General features: G+C 64.8%; 24 protein-coding genes. 15 read left to right on the top strand and 9 right to left on the bottom strand.

What is annotated here, in order from left to right; genetic code table 11:
- The 3 genes from DCM79_RS21195 to DCM79_RS21185 all read left to right on the top strand — a co-directional run bounded on the left by DCM79_RS21195 (position 1) and on the right by DCM79_RS21185 (position 2,938).
- Positions 1–2,097 carry a 3-hydroxyacyl-CoA dehydrogenase NAD-binding domain-containing protein gene (locus DCM79_RS21195; RefSeq protein ID WP_257176185.1) on the top strand — a complete coding sequence of 699 codons (2,097 nt, stop codon included), beginning with the start codon at positions 1–3 and terminating at the stop codon, positions 2,095–2,097.
- 7 nt (positions 2,098–2,104) lie between these two features.
- Entirely contained in the window at positions 2,105–2,515 is a 411-nt protein-coding gene (locus tag DCM79_RS21190) for an acyl-CoA thioesterase (RefSeq protein ID WP_257176184.1), read from the top strand.
- A gap of 231 nt (positions 2,516–2,746) precedes the next feature.
- Positions 2,747–2,938 (top strand): hypothetical protein, encoded by a 192-nt coding sequence (locus tag DCM79_RS21185; RefSeq protein WP_257176183.1) that lies wholly within the window; start codon positions 2,747–2,749, stop codon positions 2,936–2,938.
- A 226-nt stretch (positions 2,939–3,164) separates the two neighbouring features.
- Here DCM79_RS21185 and DCM79_RS21180 read toward each other — a convergent pair whose 3' ends face one another.
- A complete protein-coding gene (locus DCM79_RS21180) occupies positions 3,165–3,614 on the bottom strand; it encodes a nuclear transport factor 2 family protein (RefSeq protein WP_246776440.1) in 450 nt (149 codons plus the stop codon).
- Positions 3,615–3,767: 153 nt separating this feature from the next.
- Here DCM79_RS21180 and DCM79_RS21175 point away from each other — a divergent pair, with 153 nt between their 5' ends.
- Together DCM79_RS21175 and DCM79_RS21170 are read left to right on the top strand one after the other, a co-directional pair.
- Positions 3,768–4,442 carry an HAD family phosphatase gene (locus DCM79_RS21175; RefSeq protein ID WP_257176182.1) on the top strand — a complete coding sequence of 225 codons (675 nt, stop codon included), beginning with the start codon at positions 3,768–3,770 and terminating at the stop codon, positions 4,440–4,442.
- 93 nt (positions 4,443–4,535) lie between these two features.
- Positions 4,536–5,381: a DeoR/GlpR family DNA-binding transcription regulator gene (locus DCM79_RS21170; RefSeq protein ID WP_128924068.1), complete on the top strand. Its 846-nt coding sequence runs from the start codon at positions 4,536–4,538 to the stop codon at positions 5,379–5,381.
- Positions 5,382–5,384: 3 nt separating this feature from the next.
- On the opposite strand, the gene DCM79_RS21165 is transcribed toward DCM79_RS21170, so the two are convergent.
- The gene (locus tag DCM79_RS21165; RefSeq protein WP_257176181.1) at positions 5,385–5,810 is read right to left on the bottom strand and encodes a type II toxin-antitoxin system VapC family toxin; all 426 of its coding nucleotides are present in this window, start codon (positions 5,808–5,810) and stop codon (positions 5,385–5,387) included.
- Positions 5,807–6,091, bottom strand: coding sequence for a type II toxin-antitoxin system Phd/YefM family antitoxin (locus DCM79_RS21160; protein ID WP_257176180.1), 285 nt, complete (start codon positions 6,089–6,091; stop codon positions 5,807–5,809). The genes DCM79_RS21165 and DCM79_RS21160 overlap by 4 nt, the downstream gene beginning before the upstream one ends.
- A gap of 226 nt (positions 6,092–6,317) precedes the next feature.
- Between DCM79_RS21160 and glpD the strand changes: the two genes are divergently transcribed.
- The 7 genes from glpD to DCM79_RS21125 all read left to right on the top strand — a co-directional run bounded on the left by glpD (position 6,318) and on the right by DCM79_RS21125 (position 14,020).
- The gene (gene glpD, locus DCM79_RS21155; RefSeq protein ID WP_257176179.1) at positions 6,318–7,868 is read left to right on the top strand and encodes a glycerol-3-phosphate dehydrogenase; all 1,551 of its coding nucleotides are present in this window, start codon (positions 6,318–6,320) and stop codon (positions 7,866–7,868) included.
- Positions 7,865–8,941 carry an ABC transporter ATP-binding protein gene (locus DCM79_RS21150; RefSeq protein WP_257176178.1) on the top strand — a complete coding sequence of 359 codons (1,077 nt, stop codon included), beginning with the start codon at positions 7,865–7,867 and terminating at the stop codon, positions 8,939–8,941. Before glpD ends, DCM79_RS21150 begins: the two co-directional genes overlap by 4 nt.
- Before the next feature lie 11 nt (positions 8,942–8,952).
- Positions 8,953–10,038, top strand: a complete 1,086-nt coding sequence (locus DCM79_RS21145) for an ABC transporter ATP-binding protein (protein WP_257176177.1) — start codon at positions 8,953–8,955, stop codon at positions 10,036–10,038.
- Positions 10,038–10,940 carry a carbohydrate ABC transporter permease gene (locus DCM79_RS21140; protein WP_257176176.1) on the top strand — a complete coding sequence of 301 codons (903 nt, stop codon included), beginning with the start codon at positions 10,038–10,040 and terminating at the stop codon, positions 10,938–10,940. Before DCM79_RS21145 ends, DCM79_RS21140 begins: the two co-directional genes overlap by 1 nt.
- Positions 10,940–11,746, top strand: a complete 807-nt coding sequence (locus DCM79_RS21135) for a carbohydrate ABC transporter permease (RefSeq protein ID WP_024341434.1) — start codon at positions 10,940–10,942, stop codon at positions 11,744–11,746. Before DCM79_RS21140 ends, DCM79_RS21135 begins: the two co-directional genes overlap by 1 nt.
- Before the next feature lie 71 nt (positions 11,747–11,817).
- The gene (locus tag DCM79_RS21130) at positions 11,818–12,147 is read left to right on the top strand and encodes a DUF2160 domain-containing protein (protein WP_028134820.1); all 330 of its coding nucleotides are present in this window, start codon (positions 11,818–11,820) and stop codon (positions 12,145–12,147) included.
- Between the two features lie 130 nt (positions 12,148–12,277).
- A complete protein-coding gene (locus tag DCM79_RS21125; RefSeq protein ID WP_257180808.1) occupies positions 12,278–14,020 on the top strand; it encodes an ABC transporter substrate-binding protein in 1,743 nt (580 codons plus the stop codon).
- Positions 14,021–14,214: 194 nt separating this feature from the next.
- Here the strand turns inward: DCM79_RS21125 and DCM79_RS21120 are convergent, their stop codons facing one another.
- The 3 genes from DCM79_RS21120 to DCM79_RS21110 form a co-directional block, all read right to left on the bottom strand.
- Positions 14,215–15,315: an alkene reductase gene (locus DCM79_RS21120; protein WP_257176175.1), complete on the bottom strand. Its 1,101-nt coding sequence runs from the start codon at positions 15,313–15,315 to the stop codon at positions 14,215–14,217.
- A gap of 188 nt (positions 15,316–15,503) precedes the next feature.
- Entirely contained in the window at positions 15,504–16,007 is a 504-nt protein-coding gene (locus DCM79_RS21115; RefSeq protein ID WP_257176174.1) for a DUF1993 family protein, read from the bottom strand.
- A gap of 275 nt (positions 16,008–16,282) precedes the next feature.
- Positions 16,283–17,584, bottom strand: coding sequence for a lytic murein transglycosylase (locus DCM79_RS21110; protein WP_257176172.1), 1,302 nt, complete (start codon positions 17,582–17,584; stop codon positions 16,283–16,285).
- Positions 17,585–17,770: 186 nt separating this feature from the next.
- Here DCM79_RS21110 and htpX point away from each other — a divergent pair, with 186 nt between their 5' ends.
- The 3 genes from htpX (at position 17,771) to DCM79_RS21095 (ending at position 20,096) form a co-directional block, all read left to right on the top strand.
- Positions 17,771–18,718, top strand: a complete 948-nt coding sequence (gene htpX / locus DCM79_RS21105; protein WP_257176171.1) for a zinc metalloprotease HtpX — start codon at positions 17,771–17,773, stop codon at positions 18,716–18,718.
- Between the two features lie 133 nt (positions 18,719–18,851).
- Complete coding sequence (locus tag DCM79_RS21100) at positions 18,852–19,493, top strand: tetratricopeptide repeat protein (protein ID WP_257176170.1); 642 nt, start codon at positions 18,852–18,854, stop codon at positions 19,491–19,493.
- A 210-nt stretch (positions 19,494–19,703) separates the two neighbouring features.
- On the top strand, positions 19,704–20,096 hold the full coding sequence (locus DCM79_RS21095; RefSeq protein ID WP_257176169.1) for a DUF3551 domain-containing protein: 393 nt from the start codon (positions 19,704–19,706) through the stop codon (positions 20,094–20,096).
- A 575-nt stretch (positions 20,097–20,671) separates the two neighbouring features.
- On the opposite strand, the gene DCM79_RS21090 is transcribed toward DCM79_RS21095, so the two are convergent.
- The 3 genes from DCM79_RS21090 to DCM79_RS21080 form a co-directional block, all read right to left on the bottom strand.
- Positions 20,672–21,019 carry a hypothetical protein gene (locus tag DCM79_RS21090; protein ID WP_257176168.1) on the bottom strand — a complete coding sequence of 116 codons (348 nt, stop codon included), beginning with the start codon at positions 21,017–21,019 and terminating at the stop codon, positions 20,672–20,674.
- Between the two features lie 164 nt (positions 21,020–21,183).
- Entirely contained in the window at positions 21,184–21,984 is an 801-nt protein-coding gene (locus DCM79_RS21085) for a hypothetical protein (protein WP_257176167.1), read from the bottom strand.
- A gap of 324 nt (positions 21,985–22,308) precedes the next feature.
- Positions 22,309–23,754, bottom strand: a complete 1,446-nt coding sequence (locus DCM79_RS21080; RefSeq protein WP_257176166.1) for a short-chain fatty acyl-CoA regulator family protein — start codon at positions 23,752–23,754, stop codon at positions 22,309–22,311.
- Between the last annotated feature and the right edge of the window lie 122 nt (positions 23,755–23,876).

Below are 23,876 nucleotides of genomic sequence, written 5' to 3'. Positions count from 1 at the left end.
ATGGATTCCAAGATCATGACCGCGCTCGGCGACCGCGTCCTGGAGCTCGGGCCCCGGCCCGCGCCGGACAGCCCGTACAAGCACTTCAAGCTGACGCGCGACGCCGACGGCGTCGCCTGGCTGCTGTTCGACCGCACCGACGCAAGTGCCAACACGCTGTCCTCCGACGTCATGGAGGAGTTCGACGCGGTGCTCGCGGCGATCGAGACCGAGCGTCCGGCTGGCCTGGTGATCCGCTCGGCAAAACCGTCGGGCTTCATTGCCGGCGCCGACGTCAACGAATTCCGCGGTGCCTCCGATGCCGGCATGGTCGAGACCCGTATCCGCGCCGCGCACGCCGTGGTCGATCATCTGGAGGCGTTGAAGCTGCCGACCGTCGCCGTGATTCACGGCTTCTGCCTCGGCGGCGGGCTCGAGGTTGCGCTGGCCTGCCAATCGCGCATCGCGATCGACGGCGCGCGCTTCGGCTTCCCGGAGGTGATGCTCGGTCTGCACCCCGGCCTCGGCGGCACCGCGCGGTTCACGGCGCTGGTCAATCCGACCCAGTCCATGGCCTTGATGCTGACCGGCCGCACCATCGATGCCCGCCGGGCCAAGGCGCTCGGCCTCGTCGATGCCGTCACGCAGGAGCGCCACGTCAGGGGCGCTGTGAAGGACGCTTTGTTCGGGCGGCTGAAGCGGGCCAAGCCCGGCCTGCTCGTGCGCGCCGCAAATCTCGGGCTGGTCCGCGGCCTGCTCGCCAAGCGCATGCGCTCGGAGGCGGCCAAGGCCGCCTCCCGCGAGCACTATCCCGCGCCTTACGCGCTGATCGACCTCTGGGAGACCCATGGCGGCAGCAAAGCCGCGATGTTGAGGGCGGAGCAGGCATCCTTCGCCAAGCTGATGGTGACGCCGACCGCGCAGAATCTGATCCGCGTGTTCTTCCTGCGCGAGCAGATGAAGAAGGCGGCAGGCAGCGGCAATACCGTCAAGCATGTCCACGTCATCGGCGCCGGCGCCATGGGCGGCGATATTGCGGCTTGGGTAGCCGGGCAGGGGTTGCGGGTCTCGCTCGCCGACATGAAGGCCGAACCGATCGCGGGCGCGGTGAAGCGCGCTGCCGAACTCTACGGCAAGATCATCCGCAAGCCGATCGAGGTCCGCGACGCGCTCGATCGCCTCATCCCCGACATGAACGGGAACGGCGTGCGTAACGCCGATCTCATCATCGAGGCGGTCCCTGAAAAGCTCGAGCTGAAGCAGAAGGTCTATGCCGGGCTGGAGCCGCGGATGAAGCCGGGCGCAATCCTTGCCACCAATACGTCGAGCATTCCGCTCCAGGACCTGCGCACCACGCTGGCGCGGCCGGAGCGGCTGGTCGGCCTACACTTCTTCAATCCGGTGTCGCGATTGCAACTGGTCGAAGTCGTCAGCCACGACGGCAACGACGCGCAGGTATTGAAGGACGCGCTCGCTTTCGTCGGTGCGATCGACCGCCTTCCGCTACCTGTGAAGAGCTCGCCCGGCTTCCTCGTCAACCGCGCGCTGACGCCCTACATGCTGGAGGCGATGGTGATGCTGGACGAGAAGATCGACCAGCGCCTGATCGACGCCGCGGCCGAACAGTTCGGCATGCCGATGGGACCGATCGAGCTCGCCGATCAGGTCGGGCTCGACATCTGCCTCGACGTCGGCGACATGCTGCGCACCAAGTTCGGCGATCTCTTGCCGCCGACGCCGGCCTGGCTGCGCGACAAGGTCGCCAGGGGCGAGCTCGGCCGCAAGACCGGCAAGGGCTTCTACACCTGGAAGGACGGCAAGGCGGAGAAGGCACCGCTCCCCGAGACCGGTCCGCGCGTCACCGACCAGATGATCGACCGCCTGGTGCTGCCGATGTCCAACGTCTGCGTTGCGGCCCTGCGCGAAGGCATCGTCGACGATGCCGACGCTGTCGACGGCGCCATGATCTTCGGCACGGGTTATGCACCGTTCCGCGGCGGTCCGCTGAACTATGCGCGCACGCGTGGTGTGGAGAATGTCGTATCCACCTTGCGCGGGCTCGCCGAGAGGTTCGGCGAACGGTTCGCACCCGATCCGGGCTGGGACAGTTTCAAGTGAGAGAAGTATGAACGAACAGTCGACTACCGGGCCGCGCGGCGATCTCTGCATCCGGACGTTGGCGATGCCGGCCGACACCAATGCCAACGGCGACATCTTCGGCGGCTGGCTGCTGAGCCAGATGGACGTCGGCGGCGGGGTGTTTGCCTCGAAAGTCGCGAAGTCGCGGACCGTGACGGTCGCGATCGAGGCGATGAATTTTCGCAAGGCCGTCTATGTCGGCGATCTCGTCTCGGTCTATGCCAATCTGGTCCGCGTCGGACGGACCTCCCTCACCGCGCATCTGGAAGCCTGGGCGCTGCGGCGCGGCGAGGAGCATCCTTTCCTCGTCACCGACGGCAATTTCACCTACGTCTCGATCGACGAGCACGGCCGTCCGCAAGCGGTTCGCGCGACCGACGCGACGATCACGACGTAACCGCGCGACGCGCTGCCGCATCTCGCGAACGTGTGCCCGCGGTGAAACGCGGCGCCTGTAAGTCATGTTCGTCGCGGCTTCGCCAAGAACCAGTCAAGAACCAGTCATAAAACGGATGAGGTCCCGGCGTACTCAATTGCGTGTCGATTCGGGGTGGAAACGGCCTCAAATGCCTGGGGAACCTTTGGGCAGGAGCACCGTTATTTGCCCGCACTGAGGAATCCACGGACCATGCCGGATAGCTACATTATCGAAGTCGATTCGCAGACCGCAGGTATCGTCGTTCGTTCTCAGGGAGGCTATTGTTTCTTCGCCTCATCCCACCGCTTCAACCGCCTCGAAGGCCAGCTTTTTCGCAACGCCCGCGAAGCCGAGCGCGCCGCGCGCAAGCTGGTGAATGGCGATGTGAGGGAAGCGGCGTAACTGCCGTCATTCCGGGGCGCGCGTAGCGCGAGGCCGGAATTTTTTGCCGAGCACACATCCGCCTTTCCTTCTTTCCTTGTGGGAGAAGGTGGCGAAGCGCCGGATGAGGGGTTCTATCCGCGAATCCAATTGTGAGAGATCTGCTCGCCGAGAGAGACCCCTCACCCGTCTCGCCGCTGCGCGGCGAGCCACCCTCTCCCGCAAGGGGAGAGGGGAAGAACTGCCATCACAGTTTCGTCGCCGCCCGCGACAGCAGCTTCCACTCGTCGCCCTGCTTCTGCCAGTTCATCAGGATGTGAAGATTGGTCGATACTTTCTTCCCGTCGGCCGCCATTTCCTGTTCCCCCAGCCAATGGAACCGCACGATGGCGGCGGGGCCGACGACCTTGATGGTCGGGTCCTTGTATTCGATCGAGAGGAATTTCGACTTGCCGTCGGTGGCGTTGGCGATGAAGGTCGCCTTGTCCTCGACCTTGCCGCTGGAATGGCTGTAGCTGAGATCGTCCCAGCACAGCGCGCCGAGCGCCTTCGGATCCGCCGCGATCTGGGCGAGGCGGAAGGCCTCGACCTTCTTCGCCACCGCCTCTTCATCTGCCGAGGCGGCGAGCGCCGGTGCCGTGAGCGCAAGCGCGGAGACGGCGAGAGTCGAGAGAGCAAGGTCGCGTCGGTTGATCATCGTTTCCTCCTTTTTGGTCTTGCAAGGAGTGTTGCAGCCGCGCGCGGTTTTGTCGAGTGGCGCATCGTTGTCATGTCGATGCATCATTGCGCGTTCGAGCCCGTATTGATACGTCTTCCGCATTGATGCGTCGCGGACTTGGAAAGTAGGGAAATGATCGAGGCAATCGGCAGGGCGTTGTTGTTCGACATCGACGGCACGCTCGCCAACACCGACCCGCTGCATCTCAAGGCCTTCAACCAGGTGCTGGGGCCGCACGGCCATGTGTTCGACCACGCGCGGTTTTCCAGGGAGCTGCAGGGCTTCGCCAATGTCTCGATCGGCGACCGCTTTCTGCCCGACGAAACGCCGGCGCGGCGCGCCGCGATTCTCGCCGAGAAGGAGGAGATCTTCCGCACGCTCGTGGCCGGACAGGTCGAACCGTTGCCGGGTCTGATGGCGCTGCTCGACCGCGCGGACGCCGCCGGCGTTCCCATGGTCGCCGTCACCAATGCGCCGCGTCTCAACGCCGAGCTGCTGCTGTCGGGCCTCGGCATCACCGAGCGGTTCAAGGCGATCGTGATCGGCGACGAATTGCCCTACGGCAAGCCGCATCCGCTGCCCTATCAGGAAGGGCTGCGCTTCGTCGGGGGCAGTGCCGCATCCTCGGTTGCGTTCGAGGATTCCCGCACCGGCGTGCAATCGGCCGCCGCCGCCGGCATTCCGACGATCGGAATCCGGACCAGCCTCAGCCATGACGATCTTGTCGGTGCCGGCGCCGTCGCCTCTGCAAGCGCCTTCGACGACCCGGATCTGCTCGCGCGCCTTGCCGCCGCCATGGCATGGTGAGCAACGCTCCATCCGTTAACCGTGATCGGCGCGCGCATTGACCGCAGCTGCGAACCGCCGCACCATGCAGCTTCCTGATGTGAGGCCCTTGCCGTGACCGGACTGACCCATCGCCAAGCCGAAATCCTCAACATCGCGCGCGCCTCGGGCCGCGTCATGGTCGAGGAGCTCGCGCGCCGCTTCGAGGTCTCGGCGCAGACCATCCGCAAGGATCTCAACGATCTCTGCGAGCGGAGATCGCTGACGCGCATTCATGGCGGCGCCATCATCGCCTCCGGCGTCGAGAACCTCGCCTATGAGGCGCGCCGCTTCGTCGCCGCCGACGAGAAGAAGGCGATCGGAGCTGCAGCCGCCTCGCTGATCCCGAACGGATGCTCGCTCTTCATCAATATCGGCACCACGACGGAGGAGGTCGCGAGCGCCTTGACCTCGCACGAGGATCTCCTCGTCATCACCAACAATCTCAACGTCGCGATGCTGCTCTACCGCCATCCCCGCATCGAGGTGGTGGTCGCCGGCGGCACGGTGCGGCGCGCCGACGGCGCCGTGGTCGGCTCGACCGCGACGCAGCTGATCGGCCAGTTCAAGGTCGACTACGCCATCATCGGCGCGTCCGCGATCGACGAGGAGGGCGCGCTGCTCGACTTCGACTATCGCGAGGTGCAGGTCGCGCAGGCCATCATCGCCAATGCCCGCAGCGTCATGCTGGTTGCCGATTCCACCAAGCTACGCCGCAGCGCGCCGGTGCGCATCGCCCACATCACCCAGATCCAGACCTTCGTCACAGATCAGGAGCTTCCCGAACGCCTCGCCACCATCTGCCACAGCAAGGGCATCGAAGTGGTGGAAGCGCTGCCGAAGGGCGCGGACATCGACGATGCGCCGGCCGAGGTGCAGGACGCGGCTCCGGAAGCCGCGCCGGTGGTGCGGCTGAGATAGATCCTAGACATCGTCCCACGGATTGAGGAGTGGGACGCCGAACGCCGCAAAGTCTTTCACATTGCGCGTGACGAGCGTGAGGTGGTGCGCAAGTGCGGTCGCTGCAAAGAAGCCGTCCATGACTGACAAGGCAACGCCGCTTTTGCGGCTCTGAGCCATCAAGTCGCCCCAGTGCTCAGCCACCGCGTGGTCGACCGGCAAGATGCGTTCGGCAAATCGTGCTGGCAGATCGTGTGCAAGCCACGCGGCCAAAGCGGCGCGCCGGCGGCCATCTTCCAGCAGCGCGATGCCGCGGCGAAGCTCGGCGATCGACGCGACGCTGATGAACGTACGGTCCTCATCGATCGTATCCAGAAACGCCAGAACTTTCGGCGAAGGCGCGGGACGCTGAACTTCCGACAGCACATTGGTATCGAGCAAGAGATTCACGGCAAGTCGTCGCGTGGTTCATCGTGCACGCGATCGAGCTCAAGATCGGTGCCGCGCAGCGGCGAGGCCAGCAGGAATTCGGCCAGCGTGCCTTTGCGTGCGGTCTTGCGCGCCCATTCCTCAGCGGAGACGACAACCGCGTTGGGCTTGCCGTGCCGCGTGATGACCTGCGGGCCCGCTTGAGCTCGATCGATCACCTCGGACAACCGCGCCTTGGCATTGGCCAGAGTCCAGGTGTCATCGGCTGAAAGGGTGTCAGGTGCAGTGTTGCGACCGGTCATGCGAATAGTCCAGTATGACTATAATGACTATAATTTCGCGACGCAGCCGTCAAGAGCGCTGTGCCGTCCGGATCACCGTCGGAGCTGCCATTCTTGCCGCCATTCTGCCTGTCAAAAAAGCCTACTTTCACTTCCTTTCGCTTCTCTTTCGTCTTGCTTTCGTTTTGCGGTGTGATCTAATCAAATTCGAAAGTAGCCGCTCGAAGGAACGGGCGGTCGCCGGGGGATGCGTCTGTTGGAGCGTATTTTCGACCTCGCCATCATCGGAGGCGGTGTGAATGGCTGCGGTATCGCGCGCGACGCGGTCGGCCGCGGCAATACCGTTTTCCTGTGTGAGATGAACGATTTGGCGAGCGGGACATCGTCCTGGTCGACCAAGCTGGTGCACGGCGGCCTGCGCTATCTCGAATATTACGAGTTTCGCCTGGTCCGCGAGGCCCTGATCGAGCGCGAAGTTCTGTGGGGCATTGCCCCCCACATCCTCCGCCCCCTCCGTTTCGTTTTGCCGCATCATGCCGGCCTGCGGCCCGCCTGGCTGCTGCGCCTCGGCCTCTTCCTCTATGATCACATTGGCGGCCGCCATCTGTTGCCGGCGACCCGCTCGGTCGATCTGGGGCGTGACGAGGTCGGCAAGCCGCTGATCCCGAATCGCTACAGCCGCGCCTTCGAATATTCGGATTGCTTCGTCGATGACGCCCGTCTCGTCGTGCTCAACGCGCGCGATGCCGCCGACAAGGGCGCCGAGATTCGCACCCGCACCCGAGCTACCGAGATCCGCCAGTCCGATGGCCTCTGGACCGTCGGCATGGTCAACACGCTGACCGGCGAGCGCTCGCAGATCCAGGCGAAGGCGCTGATCAATGCCGGCGGCCCCTGGGTCGAGGACGTGCTCGGCCGCGGCGCCGGCGTCAACGCCAAGGCCAAGGTGCGCCTGGTGCAGGGCTCGCACATCGTGGTCAGGAAGCTCTACGACCACGACCGCGCCTACATGTTCCAGAATGCCGACGGCCGCATCATCTTCGTGATTCCGTATCAGGATGATTTCACGCTGATCGGCACCACGGACCGCGACTATGACGGCGATCCCGCCAAGGTGAAGGCGACGACCGAGGAAATCCAGTATCTCTGCACGGCGGCGAGCGAATATCTGGCCAAGCCCGTCACGCCGGAGGACGTGGTCTGGACCTATTCCGGCGTGCGCCCGCTCTATGACGACGGCGCCAGCGAAGCCAAGGCCGCCACCCGCGACTACGTGTTCGAGCTCGACACGCCGGGCGGAGTGCCGCTGCTGTCGATCTATGGCGGCAAGATCACGACCTATCGCCGCCTCGCCGAAGAGGCGCTTGAGCGGCTCGCGCCTTATTTGCGCAGCGCGAAGGCGCGCGAGGGCTGGACCGGCAAATCGCCGCTGCCCGGCGGTGACATGAACGTGTCCGATATCGACGGGTTGATCGCCGAGCTCCAGCGTGGCTATCCTTTCCTCAGTCACGAGCATGCGCGGCGGCTCGCGCGCGCCTATGGCACGAGGGCCGTCAAACTGCTCGGCGACGCGAAATCGGCCGCCGATCTCGGCCAGTCCTTTGGCGCGACGCTGACCGAGCGCGAGGTTCGCTACCTCATGGCCAATGAATGGGCCGTCACTGCCGAGGACGTGGTCTGGCGCCGTTCCAAGCTCGGCCTGCGACTATCTGCCGACGAGATCGGCGCGCTTGACGACTGGATCAGGACCCACGCCGTGCCGCAAAGTCCCCTGCTGGAAGCGGGAGGACGCTCATGACCGTGACACTCGACCATGTGACCCGGACCGTCGATGGAATCCCCCACATCCGCGACGTCTCGCTGACGTTCGATAGCGGCACCCTGAACGTGCTGCTTGGGCCGACGCTGTCGGGCAAGACCTCGATCATGCGGTTGCTCGCCGGCCTCGACAAGCCGACCACGGGCAAGGTGGTGGTGAATGGCAAGGACGTCACCGGCGCCGACGTGCGCCGGCGTTCGGTCGCCATGGTCTACCAGCAATTCATCAATTATCCCTCGCTCACGGTCTATGAGAACATCGCTTCGCCTCTGCGCGTGCAGGGCAAGCCCCGCGACGAGATCGAGGCGCGGGTGGCGGAGGCCGCAAAGCTGCTGCGGCTCGAGCCATTCCTGAAGCGCACCCCGCTGCAGCTTTCCGGCGGCCAGCAGCAACGCACCGCGATTGCACGCGCCCTGGTCAAGGGCGCCGATCTCGTGCTGCTCGACGAGCCGCTCGCCAATCTCGACTACAAGCTCCGCGAGGAGCTGCGCGCCGAGCTGCCGCGCATCTTCGAAGCCTCGGGCGCGATCTTCGTCTATGCCACCACCGAGCCGACCGAGGCGCTGCTGCTCGGCGGCAACACGGTGTGCATGTGGGAAGGCCAGGCGCTGCAGATGGGCGAGACGACCAATGTCTATCGCCGGCCGCACACGCTGCGCGTCGCACAGGTGTTCTCCGATCCGCCGCTCAACCTGGTCGGCATCGAGAAGAAGAACGGGCAGGTCGCATATGCCGGCGGCACGGCTTCGCCGGCCTTCGGTCTTTATTCAGGCCTCGCCGACGGGGCCTATCGCGTCGGCTTCCGCGCGCATCAGCTTGCGCTCGCCAATGGCGAGGCCGATCGCCATGCGTTCCACGCCACTGTCACGGTGACCGAGATCACCGGTTCGGAGAGTTTCGTGCATCTGACCCGCGACGGATCGAACTGGGTGGCGGTGCTGCATGGCGTGCACGAATTCGAGCCGGGCCAGACGCTCGACGCCGTGCTCGATCCCAACGATGTCTTCGTGTTCGACGCGGCGGATCGCCTCGTCGCGGCACCGAGCTCCTGAGGAGATGCGCCATGGCCCGCATTGACCTCGTCGATCTCGCCCATTCCTACGGTGGCAACAACGCGCCGCAGGAGACTTTCGCGCTGAAGCCGGTCACCATGACCTGGCGGCAGGGCGGCGCCTATGCGCTGCTCGGGCCGAGCGGCTGCGGCAAGACCACGCTGCTCAACGTCATCTCCGGCATCATCACGCCGTCGCGGGGGAAAATCCTGTTCGACGGCGTGGACATCACACCGCTGTCAACCCAGAAGCGCAACATCGCCCAGGTGTTCCAGTTTCCGGTGATCTACGACACCATGACGGTGGGGCAGAACCTGGCGTTTCCGCTGAAGAACCGCGGCGTGCCGAAGGCCGAGATCGACAAGCGCGTGGCCGAGATCGGCCGCCTGCTCGACCTCGAGCCCTATCTGAACCGCAAGGCGACGCGGCTCACCGCCGACGCCAAGCAGAAGATCTCGCTCGGCCGCGGCCTCGTCCGTTCCGACGTCGCCGCCGTGCTGTTCGACGAGCCGCTGACGGTGATCGATCCCGAGCTGAAATGGCAGCTCCGCTCCAAGCTGAAGGCGCTGCATCGCGAGCTCGACCTCACGATGATCTACGTCACCCACGACCAGACCGAGGCGCTGACCTTTGCCGACACCGTCGTCGTCATGCATGACGGCCGCGTGGTACAGAGCGGCACGCCGGCCGAGCTGTTCGACAAGCCGGCGCATACCTTCGTCGGCTATTTCATCGGCTCGCCCGGCATGAACATCCTGCCGGCCGAGGTGAGGGGGCGTGAGGCGCGGGTCGGCGGCCACGTCATCGCGCTCACCCGCGCCTACGACAACCTGCCGGCCGGCGCCAAGATCGAGATCGGCGTCCGGCCCGAATTCGTCGAGGTCGTTGCGCCCGCGCCCGGCCTGCTCACGGCGAAGATCGAGCGGCTCGACGACCTCGGCCGCATCCGTTTTGCGCGCGCGCGCTTCGGCGACGCCAAGCTCGCGGCGCGCGCGCCCGCCGGATTCGCCAGCTCGGACGGCATGGCCGGTCTGAAATTCGATCCGTCACACGTCCACGTCTATGCCGACAGCCTTCTGGTGGAGGGAGCTGCCTGATGGACAAGACCGTCAACCAAAAAGCCTGGTTCCTGGTGCTGCCGGTGTTCCTGGTGGTCGCCTTCTCGGCGGTGCTGCCGCTGATGACGGTGGTGAACTATTCGATGCAGGACACCTTCGGCAACAACCAGTTCTTCTGGAACGGCGTCGGCTGGTTCAAGGAACTGCTCGATCCCTCGACCGATCTCGGCGGCCGTTTCCTCGCCTCGCTCGGCCGCAACCTGTTCTTCTCGCTGGTGATCCTCGCGATCGAGGTGCCGCTCGGCATCGTGGTCGCGCTGTCGATGCCGCGCCAGGGCTGGACCGTGGCCGCCTGTCTCGTCATCCTCGCGCTGCCGCTGCTGATTCCGTGGAACGTGGTCGGCACGATCTGGCAGATCTTCGGACGTCCGGACATCGGACTGCTCGGCTACGTCCTCAACGCCGCGGGCATCGATTACAATTACGTCTCCAACGACATCGACGCCTGGGTTACCGTCATCGTGATGGACGTCTGGCACTGGACCAGCCTCGTCGCGCTGCTCTGTTACGCCGGTCTGAAGTCGATTCCCGAAGCCTATTACCAGGCCGCCCAGATCGACGGCGCCTCGCGCTGGGCCGTGTTCAAGGCGATCCAGCTGCCGAAGATGAACCGCGTGCTCTTGATCGCGGTGCTGCTGCGCTTCATGGACAGCTTCATGATCTACACCGAGCCGTTCGTCGTCACCGGCGGCGGGCCCGGCAACTCCACCACGTTCGTGTCGATCGAGCTCGTCAAGATTGCGCTCGGCCAGTTCGACCTCGGCAAGGCCGCGGCGCTGTCGCTGGTCTACAATCTCATCATCCTGATCGTGTGCTGGATCTTCTACACCGTCATGACCAATGCGGGCGCCGAGCGCCCCGTCAAGGAAGGAGCCGCGTGATGCATTCGATCCCCGGCCGCCGCCTCATCATGGGCTTGTTCCTGGTCTTCCTGCTGCTGCCGATCTACTGGCTCGTCAACATGAGCTTCAAGACCAACAGCGAGATCGTCTCGACCATGACGCTGTGGCCGCACACGCCGACGCTGCAGCATTACAAGCGCATCTTCACGGACGAGAGCTGGTATTCCGGCTACATCAACTCGCTGACATATGTAGTCCTCAACACCATCATCTCGATCTCTGTGGCCTTGCCGGCGGCCTACGCCTTCTCGCGCTACCGTTTTCTCGGCGACAAGCATTTGTTCTTCTGGCTGTTGTCGAACCGCATGGCGCCGGCCGCGGTCTACGCGCTGCCGTTCTTCAACCTCTATTCGGCGATAGGCCTGTTCGATACGCCCTGGGCGGTCGCGCTGGCGCACTGCATCTTCAACGTGCCGCTGGCGGTGTGGATCCTCGAAGGCTTCGTCTCCGGCGTGCCGCGCGAGATCGACGAGACCGCCTTCCTCGACGGCTATTCCTTCCCGCGCTTCTTCATCAAGATCCTGGTGCCGCTGATCGCGAGCGGCATCGGCGTCGCCGCCTTCTTCTGCTTCATGTTCTCCTGGGTCGAGCTTCTGCTCGCGCGCACGCTGACGTCGGTGCATGCCAAGCCGATCGCCGCGATCATGACGCGCACAGTGTCGGCAGCCGGCATGGATTGGGGCCTGCTCGCGGCCGCCGGCGTGCTCACCATCATCCCGGGAGCGCTGGTGATCTGGTTCGTCCGCAACTACATCGCGCGCGGCTTCGCGCTCGGCCGGGTCTGAGGGGAGGCGCGCATGATCCCGAAAAGTGGAAGCCGGTTTTCGGACCAGATCATGCGCAAGGAGTAAGAGCTATGGAATCAATCGCATGGATGGCCTGGACGCTGCCGACTGCGATCTTCTTCGCCGCGCTCGCCTGCACGCTTGCGGTGATGACCTGGCTCGCCGCGGTCTATCCCGAGGCCGAGCGCGTCGGCGTGCTGCGCATCCCGACCACGCGCGGCGATCGCCTGTTCGTCTCGTTGATCGTGGCCGCCGTCATCCACCTCGTGTGGATCGGTGTCGTCGGCACTGATCCGGTCGCCACGCTGCCGATCGGCGAGGAGGGGTTTGAGATTTCGAGCCTGTGGCTCGCAAGTGGAATTTCGCTGGCCACGGCCGTGCTTATTTTTCGCACGGTCTGAAGCTCGCGAAGGGACGGCCAGATCCGGGGGCAACCCGGACCTGTATAAAAGTTTGTCGCTGCAACGGAGGAACACCATGCGACAGTTTAGGAGAAGGAAGGGTCCATTGACCAAGAGCAGTTTTCTGACCATGTCGAGCGCTGCCGCGATTGTTGCGGTCTCGTTCGCTCTCTCGGCTCCGGTTCGCGCCGCCGACGAGGCGACGATCCAGAAGTGGATCGCCGAATTCCAGCCCTCGACGCTGTCGAAGGAGGACCAGAAGAAGGAGCTGGAGTGGTTCGCCAAGGCCGCCGAACCTTTCAAGGGAATGGAGATCAACGTCGTCTCCGAGACCATCACGACCCACGAATACGAGGCGCAGACGCTCGCCAAGGCATTCTCCGAGCTGACCGGCATCAAGCTCAAGCACGACCTCATCCAGGAAGGTGACGTCGTCGAGAAGCTGCAGACCCAGATGCAGTCCGGCAAGAACGTCTATGACGGCTGGATCAACGATTCCGACCTGATCGGTACCCACTTCCGCTACGGCCAGACCATCGCGCTGTCGGACTACATGACCGGTGAGGGCAAGGACGTCACCAATCCGATGCTCGACGTCAACGACTTCATCGGCAAGTCGTTCGGCACCGGGCCGGACGGCAAGCTCTACCAGCTGCCCGACCAGCAGTTCGCCAACCTCTACTGGTTCCGCTACGACTGGTTCACCAACGCCGACTACAAGGCCAAGTTCAAGGCCAAGTATGGCTACGAGCTCGGCGTGCCCGTGAACTGGTCCGCCTACGAGGACATCGCCGAGTTCTTCACCAACGACATCAAGGAGATCAACGGCGTCAAGGTCTACGGCCATATGGATTATGGCAAGAAGGACCCCTCGCTCGGATGGCGGTTCACCGACGCCTGGCTGTCCATGGCGGGCAACGGCGACAAGGGCATTCCGAACGGTCTGCCGGTCGACGAATGGGGCATCCGCATGGAAGGCTGCCGCCCCGTCGGCTCCTCGGTCGAACGCGGTGGCGACACCAATGGACCGGCCGCGGTCTACTCGATTACCAAATACCTCGAGTGGATGAAGAAGTATGCGCCGCCGCAGGCCCAGGGCATGACGTTCTCCGAATCCGGCCCCGTGCCGGCGCAGGGCAACATCGCCCAGCAGATGTTCTGGTACACCGCCTTCACCGCCGACATGGTGAAGCCGGGCATCGCCGTGATGAATGCGGACGGTACGCCGAAATGGCGCATGGCTCCCTCGCCGCACGGCTCGTACTGGAAGGAAGGCATGAAGCTCGGCTATCAGGACGCGGGCTCGCTCACGCTCCTGAAGTCCACTCCGCCGGATCGCCGCAAGGCAGCGTGGCTGTATCTCCAGTTCATCGTCTCCAAATCGGTGTCGCTGAAGAAGAGCCATGTCGGTCTCACCTTCGTCCGTGAATCCGACATCTGGGACAAGTCGTTCACGGAACGTGCGCCGAAGCTCGGCGGCCTCGTCGAGTTCTACCGCTCGCCCGCGCGCGTGCAGTGGACCCCGACCGGCAACAACGTGCCCGACTATCCGAAGCTGGCGCAGCTGTGGTGGCAGAACATCGGCGATGCGTCGTCCGGTGCGAAGACGCCGCAACAGGCGATGGATGCCCTCGCGGCCGCCCAGGACTCCGTGATGGAGCGCCTGGAGAAGTCCGGCGTGCAGGGTGCCTGCGGTCCGAAGCTGCACAAGAAGGAGAAGCCGGAATACTGGTTCGCCAAGGCCGAGAAGGACGGCACCATCGCGCCCCAGCGCAAGCTCGCCAACGAGAAGCCGAAGGGCGAGACGGTTGACTACGACACGCTGATCAAGTCGTGGCCCGCCACTCCCCCCAAGCGCGCGGAAGCGAAGTGAGCGGCGGATAGCGCCATCAAATGCGAAAGGCCGGGAGCAATCCCGGCCTTTTTACTTTCTGTGTTCACTGCGCTGTCTCCGCATCGTCATTGCGAGCGAAGCGAAGCAATCCAGCCTGTCACCGCGGAAAGACCCTGGATTGCTTCGTCGCTGCGCTCCTCGCAATGACGGAGGATGGAGCAACCGCGCGCCGCTTACTCCGCCGGCTCGGCCGCCAGCGTCGGGTAGTCCGTATACCCCTTGGCGCCGCCGCCGTAGAACGTGGTCTTGTCCCAGTCGTTCAGCGCCGCACCCTGCTTCAGCCGCTCGACCAGGTCCGGGTTGGAGATGAACGGCTTGCCGAAGGCGATGAGGTCGGCTGCGTTCGCGTCCAGCACCTTGGTGGCGAGATCGAAATCATAGCCGTTGTTGGCGATGTAGGCGCCGGAGAAGCGCTTGCGCAAGGATGCGTAGTCGAACGGCGCGAAGTCGCGTGGCCCGCCGGTGGCGCCTTCGACGACGTGGAGATAGACCAACTTCAGTGCGCTGAGACGATCGACGATGTGATCGAACAGGGCTTGCGGATTGCTGTCGGAGATGTCGTTGGCCGGCGTCACCGGCGAGATGCGGATGCCGGTGCGATCGGCGCCGGCCTCGGCGGCGACGGCTTTCGACACGTCAAGCATCAGGCGCGCCCGGTTCTCGATGGAGCCACCGTAAGCGTCCGTGCGCTTGTTGGCGCCGTCCTTGGCGAACTGATCGAGCAGGTAGCCATTGGCGCCGTGAATCTCGACGCCGTCGAAGCCCGCTTCGAGCGCGTTCTTCGTGGCGCGCTTGAAATCGTCGATGATCCCCGGAATTTCGGAAAGCTCGAGTGCGCGCGGCTCGGAGACGTCGGCGAAGCCGCCGTTCACGAAAGTCTTGCCTTTGGCGCGGATCGCACTCGGCGCCACCGGCGCTGCGCCGCCTGCCTGGAGATCGACATGCGAGATGCGGCCGACATGCCAGAGCTGGATGAAGATCCTGCCGCCGCGCTCATGCACCTTGTCCGTGACCTTGCGCCAGCCGGCGACCTGGTCCTTGCTGTAGATGCCAGGAGTGTCCTGGTAGCCTTGCCCTTGTTGCGAGACCTGGCTTGCTTCGGTGACCAGAAGGCCGGCGGAGGCGCGCTGGCCGTAATATTCGGCGGCGAGCGCGCCGGGCACGAACGTTCCTGGTACGGCGCGGTTGCGCGTCAGCGGCGCCATCACGAGGCGATTGGCCAGCGTGATCGGGCCGAGCTTGTAGGTCTCAAACAATTTGGTCGAACGGCTCATTTGGAATGTTCCAGACGGTGAAAGGTCAGGAACACTTGTGCATCGCGACATCAGGCGCAAGAGACGAGCCATACGGAAAGTGCAGGCGAGCTACGCGGCAAGTCCCGCGTAGCATAATTCATGTGCAATCCCGGCCGCGGCGGCGGATTTCGACTGCCGCGCGCGATTGCCAAGTCGCGATTGGCAAGTCAGGTCAGGCCCATGAAGTCGCGCTTGCCGATCTCGACGCCGTTGTGGCGCAGGATGCCGTGGGCGGTCGCGCAGTGGAAATAGAAGTTCGGCAGCGAGAACGCGCTGAGGAATTGCTGGCCCTTCAGGGTCGTGGTCTTGTCGGGCCCGGTCGGGAAGGTGACGTCCTTGGCATCTGCGCCCTCGAATTGTTCGGGCTTGAATGACTTCACGTAATCGATCGTCTTCGCCAGCCGCTGCTTCAACTCCGCAAAGCTCGTCTCGGTGTCGGGCGTCGAGGGGACCTCGCTGTGGGTCAGGCGCGCGCAACCCTTGGCGGCGAAATCGCTGACGAGCTGGATTTGCCTCGACAGCGGCAGCATGTCCGGAAAGAGGCGGGAGCCGAGCAGGACGCTGGGGTCGATCTTCTTGGCCGCGCAATGCGCCTCGGCTTTGGTCAGCAGCCCGGTGACGCTGTTCAGCATTTGCAGATAGGCGGGGACGACCGCGTCGTAGAAGGACATGTGTGCTCGCTTCGTGAGTGGGAAATCTCAGGAGAAAACCTGAGCCACTCACATGGGAGCCTCAGGGAAAAATACAATCGCGAAATCGGCTTGTGCGATGCGAAAATCTCGCGCTGCTCGCGGTAGCGTCGCGCCACACCCTCACTGTCATCGCCGCGACGCTGTCATCGCCCGGCTTTGACCGGGCGATCCAGTACGCCGAGACGGCTATGGTTGATCGATAGGCCGCGGCGTACTGGATGCCCCGGTCGAGCCGGGGCATGACAGCAGAGGGTTCAGCGGATCGTCGCCTGTGGCTGCGCCTGGACCGTGCCGCCGCGCATGCGGGCGAGCAACTCGGCGGTCGGCCAGGAATCGGCCGGCAGGCCGAACTTGGTCTGCATCGCCTTCACCGCAATTCGGCTCTGCTGGCCCAGCACGCCGTCGACCTTGCCGACATTAAACCCGGCGCGCACCAGGAGCTGCTGCAATTCCTTCAGCTCGTTGAACGGCAGTTGCGGCACTGGTTGGGCCGGCTTGCGCATGGGGGCGGCGCCGGCAATGCGCGAGGCGAGATAGCCCGCCGTGGTCGAATAGATCAGCGAGTTATTCCACTCGGTGTAGGCGGCGAAATTCGCATAGGCCATGAAGGCCGGACCAAAGCGCCCCATCGGCAGCAGCACGGAGGCCGGCAGATTGTCGTTCGGCAGGGGACGGCCATCGGGATAGGTGACCCCCAGCTGCGCCCATGTCGAGCGCGGCTCCCGCACCGTGAGATCGGTCTTTTCCCACGGCAGGTTCGGCGGCACCTTGATCTCCTCCAGCCACGGCTCGCCGCGCCGCCACTTCAAGCCGTTGGCGATGTAGTTCGCGGTCGAGCCGATCACGTCGGCCGGCGAGCGCAACAGGTCGCGCCGTCCGTCGCCGTCATAATCGACGGCGTAGTTGACGTAATGCACCGGCAGGAACTGGGTCTGCCCGAGCTCGCCGGCCCAGGAGCCGATCATCTCGTCGGGATGCAGGTCGCCGCGGTCGATGATCTTCAGCGCGGCGATGGTCTCGCCCACGAACATCTCGGAGCGGCGGCAATCATAGGCGAGCGAGACCAGCGATTTCAGCGTCGGCAGATTGCCCATGTTGGCGCCGAAGTCGCTTTCCAGCCCCCAGAACGCGGCGATCACCGCCGGCGGCACGCCATAGTCCTTCTCCGCGCGCGCGAAAGCAGCCGCGTGTTGCTTGATGTGCTGCTGGCCGTTCTGCATGCGATAGGGCGCGGCCATGCGTCCCGCGAATTCGGTGAAGAGCTGGCCGAACACGCGCTGGCCGCGGTCGCGGTTGACGATGCCCTGGTCGTAGACGAGGTAGGGCGAGGCCTCCGCGATCGTCCGCTGCGACACGCCGGCCGCCACCGCCTGGCTCTTCACGTCGGCCAGGAAGCGATCGAAGCTCGCGCCGTTGTGGCACGAGGCGGCGCGCGGCGAGGGCGCGGCCGCCTTGGGGGCAGGGGCCCTGGCGGGCGGAGGCTGGAGCTGGGCGGAGGCAGGAAAGGACAGCGCAGCGAGAGCAACGGCCGCGATCGCAAATCGGGTCTGGAGCATGGAGTTTCCGGCGGGGAGGAGACGCTTGGATTCTGAATGAAGTTTAATGGAAGTAGGGTGAGCAAACCAGTGCCGCGGCTCCGCGACGCACCTTGAAACCTTGCACTCCGGCCGGGGTCATCCCTACCTGATGCTTGCCGGCCTGCAGGTGCTTCCAGCAGCCGCGGCCGGCTCTGGGAGACGGCCATGAACTATCTTCGTACCGCAATTCTGCTCGCAGGCCTGACCGCCCTGTTTATGGGCGTCGGCTATCTGATCGGCGGCGCCTCGGGCGCCATGATCGCGCTCGTTATCGCCGCGGCGACCAATCTCTTCACCTACTGGAACTCCGACCGCATGGTGCTCTCGATGTACGGCGCCCATGAGGTCGACCGTTCGAGCGCGCCGGAGCTGGTCGGGCTCGTCGCCGAGCTTGCCGGCCGTGCCGGCCTGCCGATGCCGCGGGTCTTCCTGATGGACGAGCCGCAGCCCAACGCGTTCGCGACCGGACGAAATCCGCAAAATGCCGCGGTTGCCGTCACCACCGGCCTGATGCGCCAGCTCAGCCGCGAGGAGCTCGCCGGCGTGATCGCGCACGAGCTCGCCCATATCAAGAATCACGACACGCTGCTGATGACTATCACCGCGACCATCGCCGGCGCGATCTCGATGCTGGCGCAGTTCGGCATGTTCTTCGGCGGCAATCGCGAGAACAACAATGGTCTCGGCATCGTCGGCTCGATCCTGATGATGATCCTCGCTCCGCTCGGCGCCATGCTGGTGCAGATGGCAATCAGCCGCACCCGTGAATACGCCGCGGACAACCTCGGTGCGCGCATCGCGGGACAGCCGATGTGGCTGGCCTCCGCGTTGGTGAAGATCGAGGGCGCCGCGCATCAGGTGCCGAACTACGAGGCCGAGCGCAACCCCGCGACCGCGCACATGTTCATCATCAATCCGCTGTCGGGCCATGGCGTGGACAATCTGTTCGCCACCCATCCGTCGACGCAGAACCGCATCGCCGCGCTTCAGCAGCTGGCGGCCGAGCTCGGCACGCGGGCCGCGCCGTCGGTCGGCGCCAACGAGAACTACCCGCCGCGTGGTCCGTGGGGGCGCTCATCGTCGCGTGGTCCTTCGCGTGGTCCTTGGGGCTGACGGAACCGCAGGCCTTGCGTGCGGCTTTGTGACCTGGCGCACACAGAATCCCCGACGCCGGTGTTAACACCCCGGCGAGACCAATTCTTCGAAAGGGGATGCGTGGCCGGCCCGCTGCCGGCCATCGCCGAAGATGACCAGACTTTTGGTGCCACTACTGATCGTCCTGTGCGTGCTTTTCGGCCTGTCCACGCACATGGTCGTCAATTGCGGCGACGAGGACGATCCCGACATCTGCTCGGCCGTGATCGGCTTCTCGCCGCTGCGCGGCTCCCTGATCGCCTTCGCCTATGAGGGGCGTGGGCGGATCGCGCTGCGTCAGGGCGACTTCAGGCGGGCGATCGCCGATTTCAACGAGGCCATCCACCTCAATCCCAACCGCGCCTCGCTCTATCGCGACCGGGCGCTGGCGCGCCGGCAGAACGGTGACCTCGAGCTTGCGGTTACCGATTATGACGAGGCGATCGCGCATGATCCCAAGCGCGCCGCGCCCTATCACCAGCGCGGGCTCGCGCTCGCCGCCATGGGCGATCTCGATCGCGCCATCCTGAGCTACAACACGGCGGTCCGTCTCGACCCCTCCGATGCGCAGGCCCGCCTCGACCGCGGCCTCGCGTTCCTCGCCCGCGGCCAAGCCGACGACGCCCGCGCCGATTTCGAGGCGGCGCTGGCGCTGCCCGCCGGCAAGGACAGCCGCGCGCGCGAAGCGGCGCGCGCCAAGCTCGCCGAACTCGCGAGCGCCGAGCCGATGCCGATTGCCGCGTCGAGAAGGTGACGGGCCTGGAGCAGCACTCGCCGCCCGCAGCTCCCCGCTCCGTGTCTGAGACAGGTGGCTCGCCGTAGAGCTGTGACTGATACGGCCGCGGATCAATAATGTCGCGGTTCCTCACGGCGCGCGTTCGAACCAATCTCCCGGAATTGATTTGGATCAACGCCGACCGCGGTCAGAGTGCACCGGTGTCGTGCGGACTTGGAGGAGGTTCCAATGCGGAAATGGACTCTCACGCTCTTGACCTTGAGTATCGCCCTGACAGCCGGGCACGCCCGGGCTCAAAGATACGACCCGGCTTTTCCGGTGTGCCTGAACGTCGTTTCTCAGGGAATGACTCCTTACTATCGATGCACCTACATGACGATGGACCAATGCAGGGCGTCGGCGAACGGTCAGATGTGCGTCCTCAATCCCTACTACAATGGTGCGGCGGCCAGAGGAAACAAACGGCGTCAGCAGCCTCAAACCTTCATGCCGTCGCGGCCGCCGGTCCACTACCGGGCCTCACCGTACAATCAGTTCAATGAACCGTATTTCGGAGCGTCCCAAGGCTATGCGCCGGGCGAGAAAGAACGATTTCTCCAAAGTTCGAGGAGCCACATGTGACGGATGACGGATCGGCTATGGACTGACACGCGTGTGTGCCGGGGATCGCTTCGTGCGTCACGGCCGACCCTATCGACCTTCGGGCCCACGTCGCCCGAAGGTCGTAAGCGAACATTGCTGCGTGGAGGCACGCGAGCCGATTACGCCGGAGATGACCAGACAACCGGACCAGTCCGGGAATCGTAGGACCTCCTAGCCTTGGTCAAGAGCTTTCGTGCCTTGGTGAACCAGGGTAGCGCGGTGCTCACCGCAGTCCAGGACGCTTCGCGCCGGCTACGCCGGTGCCGATGGCATCCTGGACAGCGGCTGGGGCGCGGGTCCTACGTCGGTGCTCAAGGCACAGGTGGGCAAGGCGGCTCCCGGCGGATCGGCCCGGCCGACCAGCCTACACCAACTGACTGGCCTCCGAACGCCAGAAGGGTACAGGGTGGGCAAAAGGCGCAAAGCGCCGTGCCCACGATCTTCCCAATGCGGCCACCGACGCGTGGGCACGCTTCGCTTTGCCCACCCTACGATGCTGATTGTCGCGTCGAGAAGATGGATTTCGTGTAGCTCGGGCCTTCTTCCTTCGCCGCCTACTTCGCCTTCTTCGCTTTCGCCCTCGCGGCTTTCTTCGCCGGCTTCTCTGCCTTGGCCTTCTTCGCCACCTTCACCGCAACCGGCGCGCTGGCGGCAATCCGCATCGACCGCGCGTAGCTGTCGGCGACGTTGTCGGCGGACATCTGGAGGCGCTTGGCCGCGGCGGTGGCCTGCTCCAGGGTGGCCTTGGCCATCATCTTGAAGCGGTCGGCGGTCTCCTTGCTCTTGGCCTTGGTCGCCAGGCCGTTGAGGCGATCCCGCCGCTCCTTGGCGCGGGTCATCAGGCCCGTATGCAGCTGTCTGGCCAGTTGCCGGATCACGACATCCAGGTCGGCGTCCGCCATGTTCTCTTATCCCCTTCGAAATACGCTATCGTTGCGGGCCGGACTATGCAGATCGGGCCCCGCCTTGGCAATTCCCGGCTGTGCGTCATCCGCAGCTTCCAGCGGGCCAAAACTGAAAAAGCCGCGCATGCCGCGCGGCTCTTTCGACGTTTCGGCGGGGCGCCTTACTTCAGCGAGGCAACCGGACCGCTCGCCGCCGCCGGCTCGGGGTCGAATCCGAACACGCCGACCAGATATTTGTAATAGTCCGGCATCTTCTCCTTGAGCGCCTCGCGCGACTTCGGGTCGTGGAATTCGCTCTTGCCGGCCAGGAAGATGCTGGCGGTCACCGCGAAGAACTCCATGGGATTCTTCATCGCATAGGTCTCCTTGGGCAGCAGGTCCTTGGACTTGGCCAAGGCGTAATAGCCGATCACGCCCTTGTTGGCGTAGCCGTCCGGCAGCAGCCGCGCATGATAGGCGTGAAGCAGCTCGTGCAGCAGCACGGCCTCCTTTTCGTAGCGCATCATGTCCGGGCGCAGCATGATCACGCCGAGCCCCGAATCGACCGCGAGGTCGACGGCGTTCGGATTGGTCCAGCGCTGCTTGTTCGGATCCCACACCGTGAGCGTCCGCGGCGCGGTGCGGCGGATGTCCGGCGTGACCCGGCCGTAGCACGCGGTCGCGGCGCCTTCGTCGAGGCAGGCCAGCTCGCTCGCGACGATCGGCACGGTATGGAAGAAGCGCAACACGCGCGGCGACAGGCCGGCGCCTTCGACGAGGTCGATCTGCTGCTTCAGATTGTCGGTGAGCTTGTCGACGTCCTTGCGCTCGGAATTCTCCGATAGGTCGAACATGTAGCCGCGATAGCTCTGGAAGCCCGGCGGCAGCGGCTGCGCCGGGTCGGCATCGAGCGATCCGGCGCGGGACGGACTGGCGAAGAGCGCGCCGACGATGGTTGCGGTCAGCAGCAACGCAATGCGCATGATGAAACCCCCTGATGTCACTTCGCCCGGCAGAATAGGCCGCCGTTGTTTGCGAAAAGTGAGTGGGGCAAGACTAAGGCACCGATGTTGAGGCGTGCTTAACCGCTGGTTGCAGATCCCGCGCGCGGATTAGGGCCGGGTTAACCAAGCACGGCGGCGGCGCGCGGCAATCTCAGCTGTCATCGCCCGTGCAGGCGGGCGATCCAGTACTCCGCGGCAGCAGTGATTGAGCCGATGAGCCGCGGAGTACTGGATGCCCCGCCTTCGCGGAGCATGACAGCGGTAGGTGTAGCGTGCTCCTTCCCCCAAACGCGCAGCCGAACCTCACAGCTCCCTCGCATTCGAGAACGCGAAGCTCGACACCCGCCGCGTCGTCTCGTCCAGGATCAGCGTGCGCGTGATCGGCGGCTCGGCGCGCTGGGCGCAATTTTCGCGCTCGCACAGGCGGCAATTGACGCCGATTGGCGTGCCCTCGGTCTTCTCCAGGTCGATGCCGGCCGCGTAGGTCAGGCGCGCGGCGTGACGGATCTCGCAGCCGAGGCCGATGGCGAAGCGCGGCTGCGGCAGCGGATGCGGCGCGACCGGGCGGCGCACCATCTGCGCGATCGAGAAATAGCGCGTGCCGTCGGGCAGCTCGATCACCTGCTTGAGCAGGCGGTCCGGCGTGTCGAAGGTCGAGTGCACGTTCCACAGCGGGCAGGTGCCGCCGAACTTGGAGAACGGGAAGGTGCCGGAGGAGAAGCGCTTGGAGACGTTGCCGGCATTGTCGACGCGCAGCAGGAAGAACGGAATGCCGCGTGCGTTCGGCCGCTGCAGGGTGGTGAGGCGGTGGCAGACCTGCTCGAAGCCGGAATTGAAGCGCTGAGCCAGCACGTGGATGTCGTAATTGAGCGCTTCGGCCGCGGCGAGAAAAGCCGGGTAGGGCATCATCACCGCCGCTGCAAAGTAATTGCCGAGCGTGATGCGGAACAGCCGGCGCGGCGCGTCGTCGAGCGGTCCGGCGCGGCCGATGATGCTCTCCAGGGCTTGCGTGCATTCGCCGAGGCCCAGCTGGAAGGCGAGCTGGAAGGCGCGGCCCGGCGGGTCGACCAGCTCCGAGATCAGCAATTGGCGGCGGTGGCGATCGAAACGCCGGAGCGTCTCGCGCATCACGTCGACGGGCATGATGCGGGTCTGGATCGAATGCTTTTCCCGCAGCCGCGCGGCCAGCGCCGCGTAGAGCCCTTCGGCCGGCACGTTCAGCTCGTCGCGGAGATTTTCCGCGGCCTGCTCCAGCTCCGGAAAATAGTTGCGATTGGCCTCGATCAGCTCGCGCACGCGCTCGACCGGATTGGCCTCGTAGCGCGTGCCGACGTCGCGGTCGGCCATCTGGGCGGCGGCCAGCGTCTCGCCCTGGCGGGCCTCGGTATAGGCGGCATAGAGCCGCTGCAGCGCATGGGTGACGCCGGGGCAGAGCTCGGCGAGGTCGCGCAGCTCCTGCTTGGGCACGTCGATCTGGCGGAACAGGGGATCGGAGAAGATCTCGTTGAGCTCCGCGAAGAAGCGGTCCTCGTCGGCGGTGGCGAGATCGCGCAGATCGAGGTCGTAAGTCTCGGCCAGCCGCAGCAGGATCTGCGCCGTCACCGGGCGCTGGTTGCGCTCGATCAGGTTGACGTAGCTCGGCGAGATTCCGAGCCCCTCGGCGATCTGGGTCTGCGACAGCCCCAATTGCTGCCGGATCCTCCGGAAACGCGGGCCGACGAACAGTTTCTTGCCGGACTCGGCGGCCATATCCTGCGATCTCCGTCTGCAATCAGGACAGTCTTGTTGACCTAATATTTACAAACTTTACAAAATAACATCTATTACATGTTCTCATGTTACATGACATCACCAATAAAAAGCAAGCCATC

This window comes from Bradyrhizobium sp. WBOS07 (assembly GCF_024585165.1).
In the GTDB taxonomy this organism is placed as follows: domain Bacteria; phylum Pseudomonadota; class Alphaproteobacteria; order Rhizobiales; family Xanthobacteraceae; genus Bradyrhizobium; species Bradyrhizobium japonicum_B.
Note: the sequence above shows the minus strand (reverse complement) of the source record. Positions and strands in the feature narration are given on the sequence as shown.

Coding starts and splice junctions, on each gene's coding strand:
- DCM79_RS21195 (WP_257176185.1), top strand. CDS start 1: ATGGATTCCAAGATCATGACCGCGCTCGGCGACCGCGTCCTGGAGCTC.
- DCM79_RS21190 (WP_257176184.1), top strand. CDS start 2,105: ATGAACGAACAGTCGACTACCGGGCCGCGCGGCGATCTCTGCATCCGG.
- DCM79_RS21185 (WP_257176183.1), top strand. CDS start 2,747: ATGCCGGATAGCTACATTATCGAAGTCGATTCGCAGACCGCAGGTATC.
- DCM79_RS21180 (WP_246776440.1), bottom strand. CDS start 3,614: ATGATCAACCGACGCGACCTTGCTCTCTCGACTCTCGCCGTCTCCGCG.
- DCM79_RS21175 (WP_257176182.1), top strand. CDS start 3,768: ATGATCGAGGCAATCGGCAGGGCGTTGTTGTTCGACATCGACGGCACG.
- DCM79_RS21160 (WP_257176180.1), bottom strand. CDS start 6,091: ATGACCGGTCGCAACACTGCACCTGACACCCTTTCAGCCGATGACACC.
- glpD (WP_257176179.1), top strand. CDS start 6,318: ATGCGTCTGTTGGAGCGTATTTTCGACCTCGCCATCATCGGAGGCGGT.
- DCM79_RS21150 (WP_257176178.1), top strand. CDS start 7,865: ATGACCGTGACACTCGACCATGTGACCCGGACCGTCGATGGAATCCCC.
- DCM79_RS21145 (WP_257176177.1), top strand. CDS start 8,953: ATGGCCCGCATTGACCTCGTCGATCTCGCCCATTCCTACGGTGGCAAC.
- DCM79_RS21140 (WP_257176176.1), top strand. CDS start 10,038: ATGGACAAGACCGTCAACCAAAAAGCCTGGTTCCTGGTGCTGCCGGTG.
- DCM79_RS21135 (WP_024341434.1), top strand. CDS start 10,940: ATGCATTCGATCCCCGGCCGCCGCCTCATCATGGGCTTGTTCCTGGTC.
- DCM79_RS21130 (WP_028134820.1), top strand. CDS start 11,818: ATGGAATCAATCGCATGGATGGCCTGGACGCTGCCGACTGCGATCTTC.
- DCM79_RS21125 (WP_257180808.1), top strand. CDS start 12,278: ATGTCGAGCGCTGCCGCGATTGTTGCGGTCTCGTTCGCTCTCTCGGCT.
- DCM79_RS21120 (WP_257176175.1), bottom strand. CDS start 15,315: ATGAGCCGTTCGACCAAATTGTTTGAGACCTACAAGCTCGGCCCGATC.
- DCM79_RS21115 (WP_257176174.1), bottom strand. CDS start 16,007: ATGTCCTTCTACGACGCGGTCGTCCCCGCCTATCTGCAAATGCTGAAC.
- DCM79_RS21110 (WP_257176172.1), bottom strand. CDS start 17,584: ATGCTCCAGACCCGATTTGCGATCGCGGCCGTTGCTCTCGCTGCGCTG.
- htpX (WP_257176171.1), top strand. CDS start 17,771: ATGAACTATCTTCGTACCGCAATTCTGCTCGCAGGCCTGACCGCCCTG.
- DCM79_RS21100 (WP_257176170.1), top strand. CDS start 18,852: ATGACCAGACTTTTGGTGCCACTACTGATCGTCCTGTGCGTGCTTTTC.
- DCM79_RS21095 (WP_257176169.1), top strand. CDS start 19,704: ATGCGGAAATGGACTCTCACGCTCTTGACCTTGAGTATCGCCCTGACA.
- DCM79_RS21090 (WP_257176168.1), bottom strand. CDS start 21,019: ATGGCGGACGCCGACCTGGATGTCGTGATCCGGCAACTGGCCAGACAG.
- DCM79_RS21085 (WP_257176167.1), bottom strand. CDS start 21,984: ATGCGCATTGCGTTGCTGCTGACCGCAACCATCGTCGGCGCGCTCTTC.
- DCM79_RS21080 (WP_257176166.1), bottom strand. CDS start 23,754: ATGGCCGCCGAGTCCGGCAAGAAACTGTTCGTCGGCCCGCGTTTCCGG.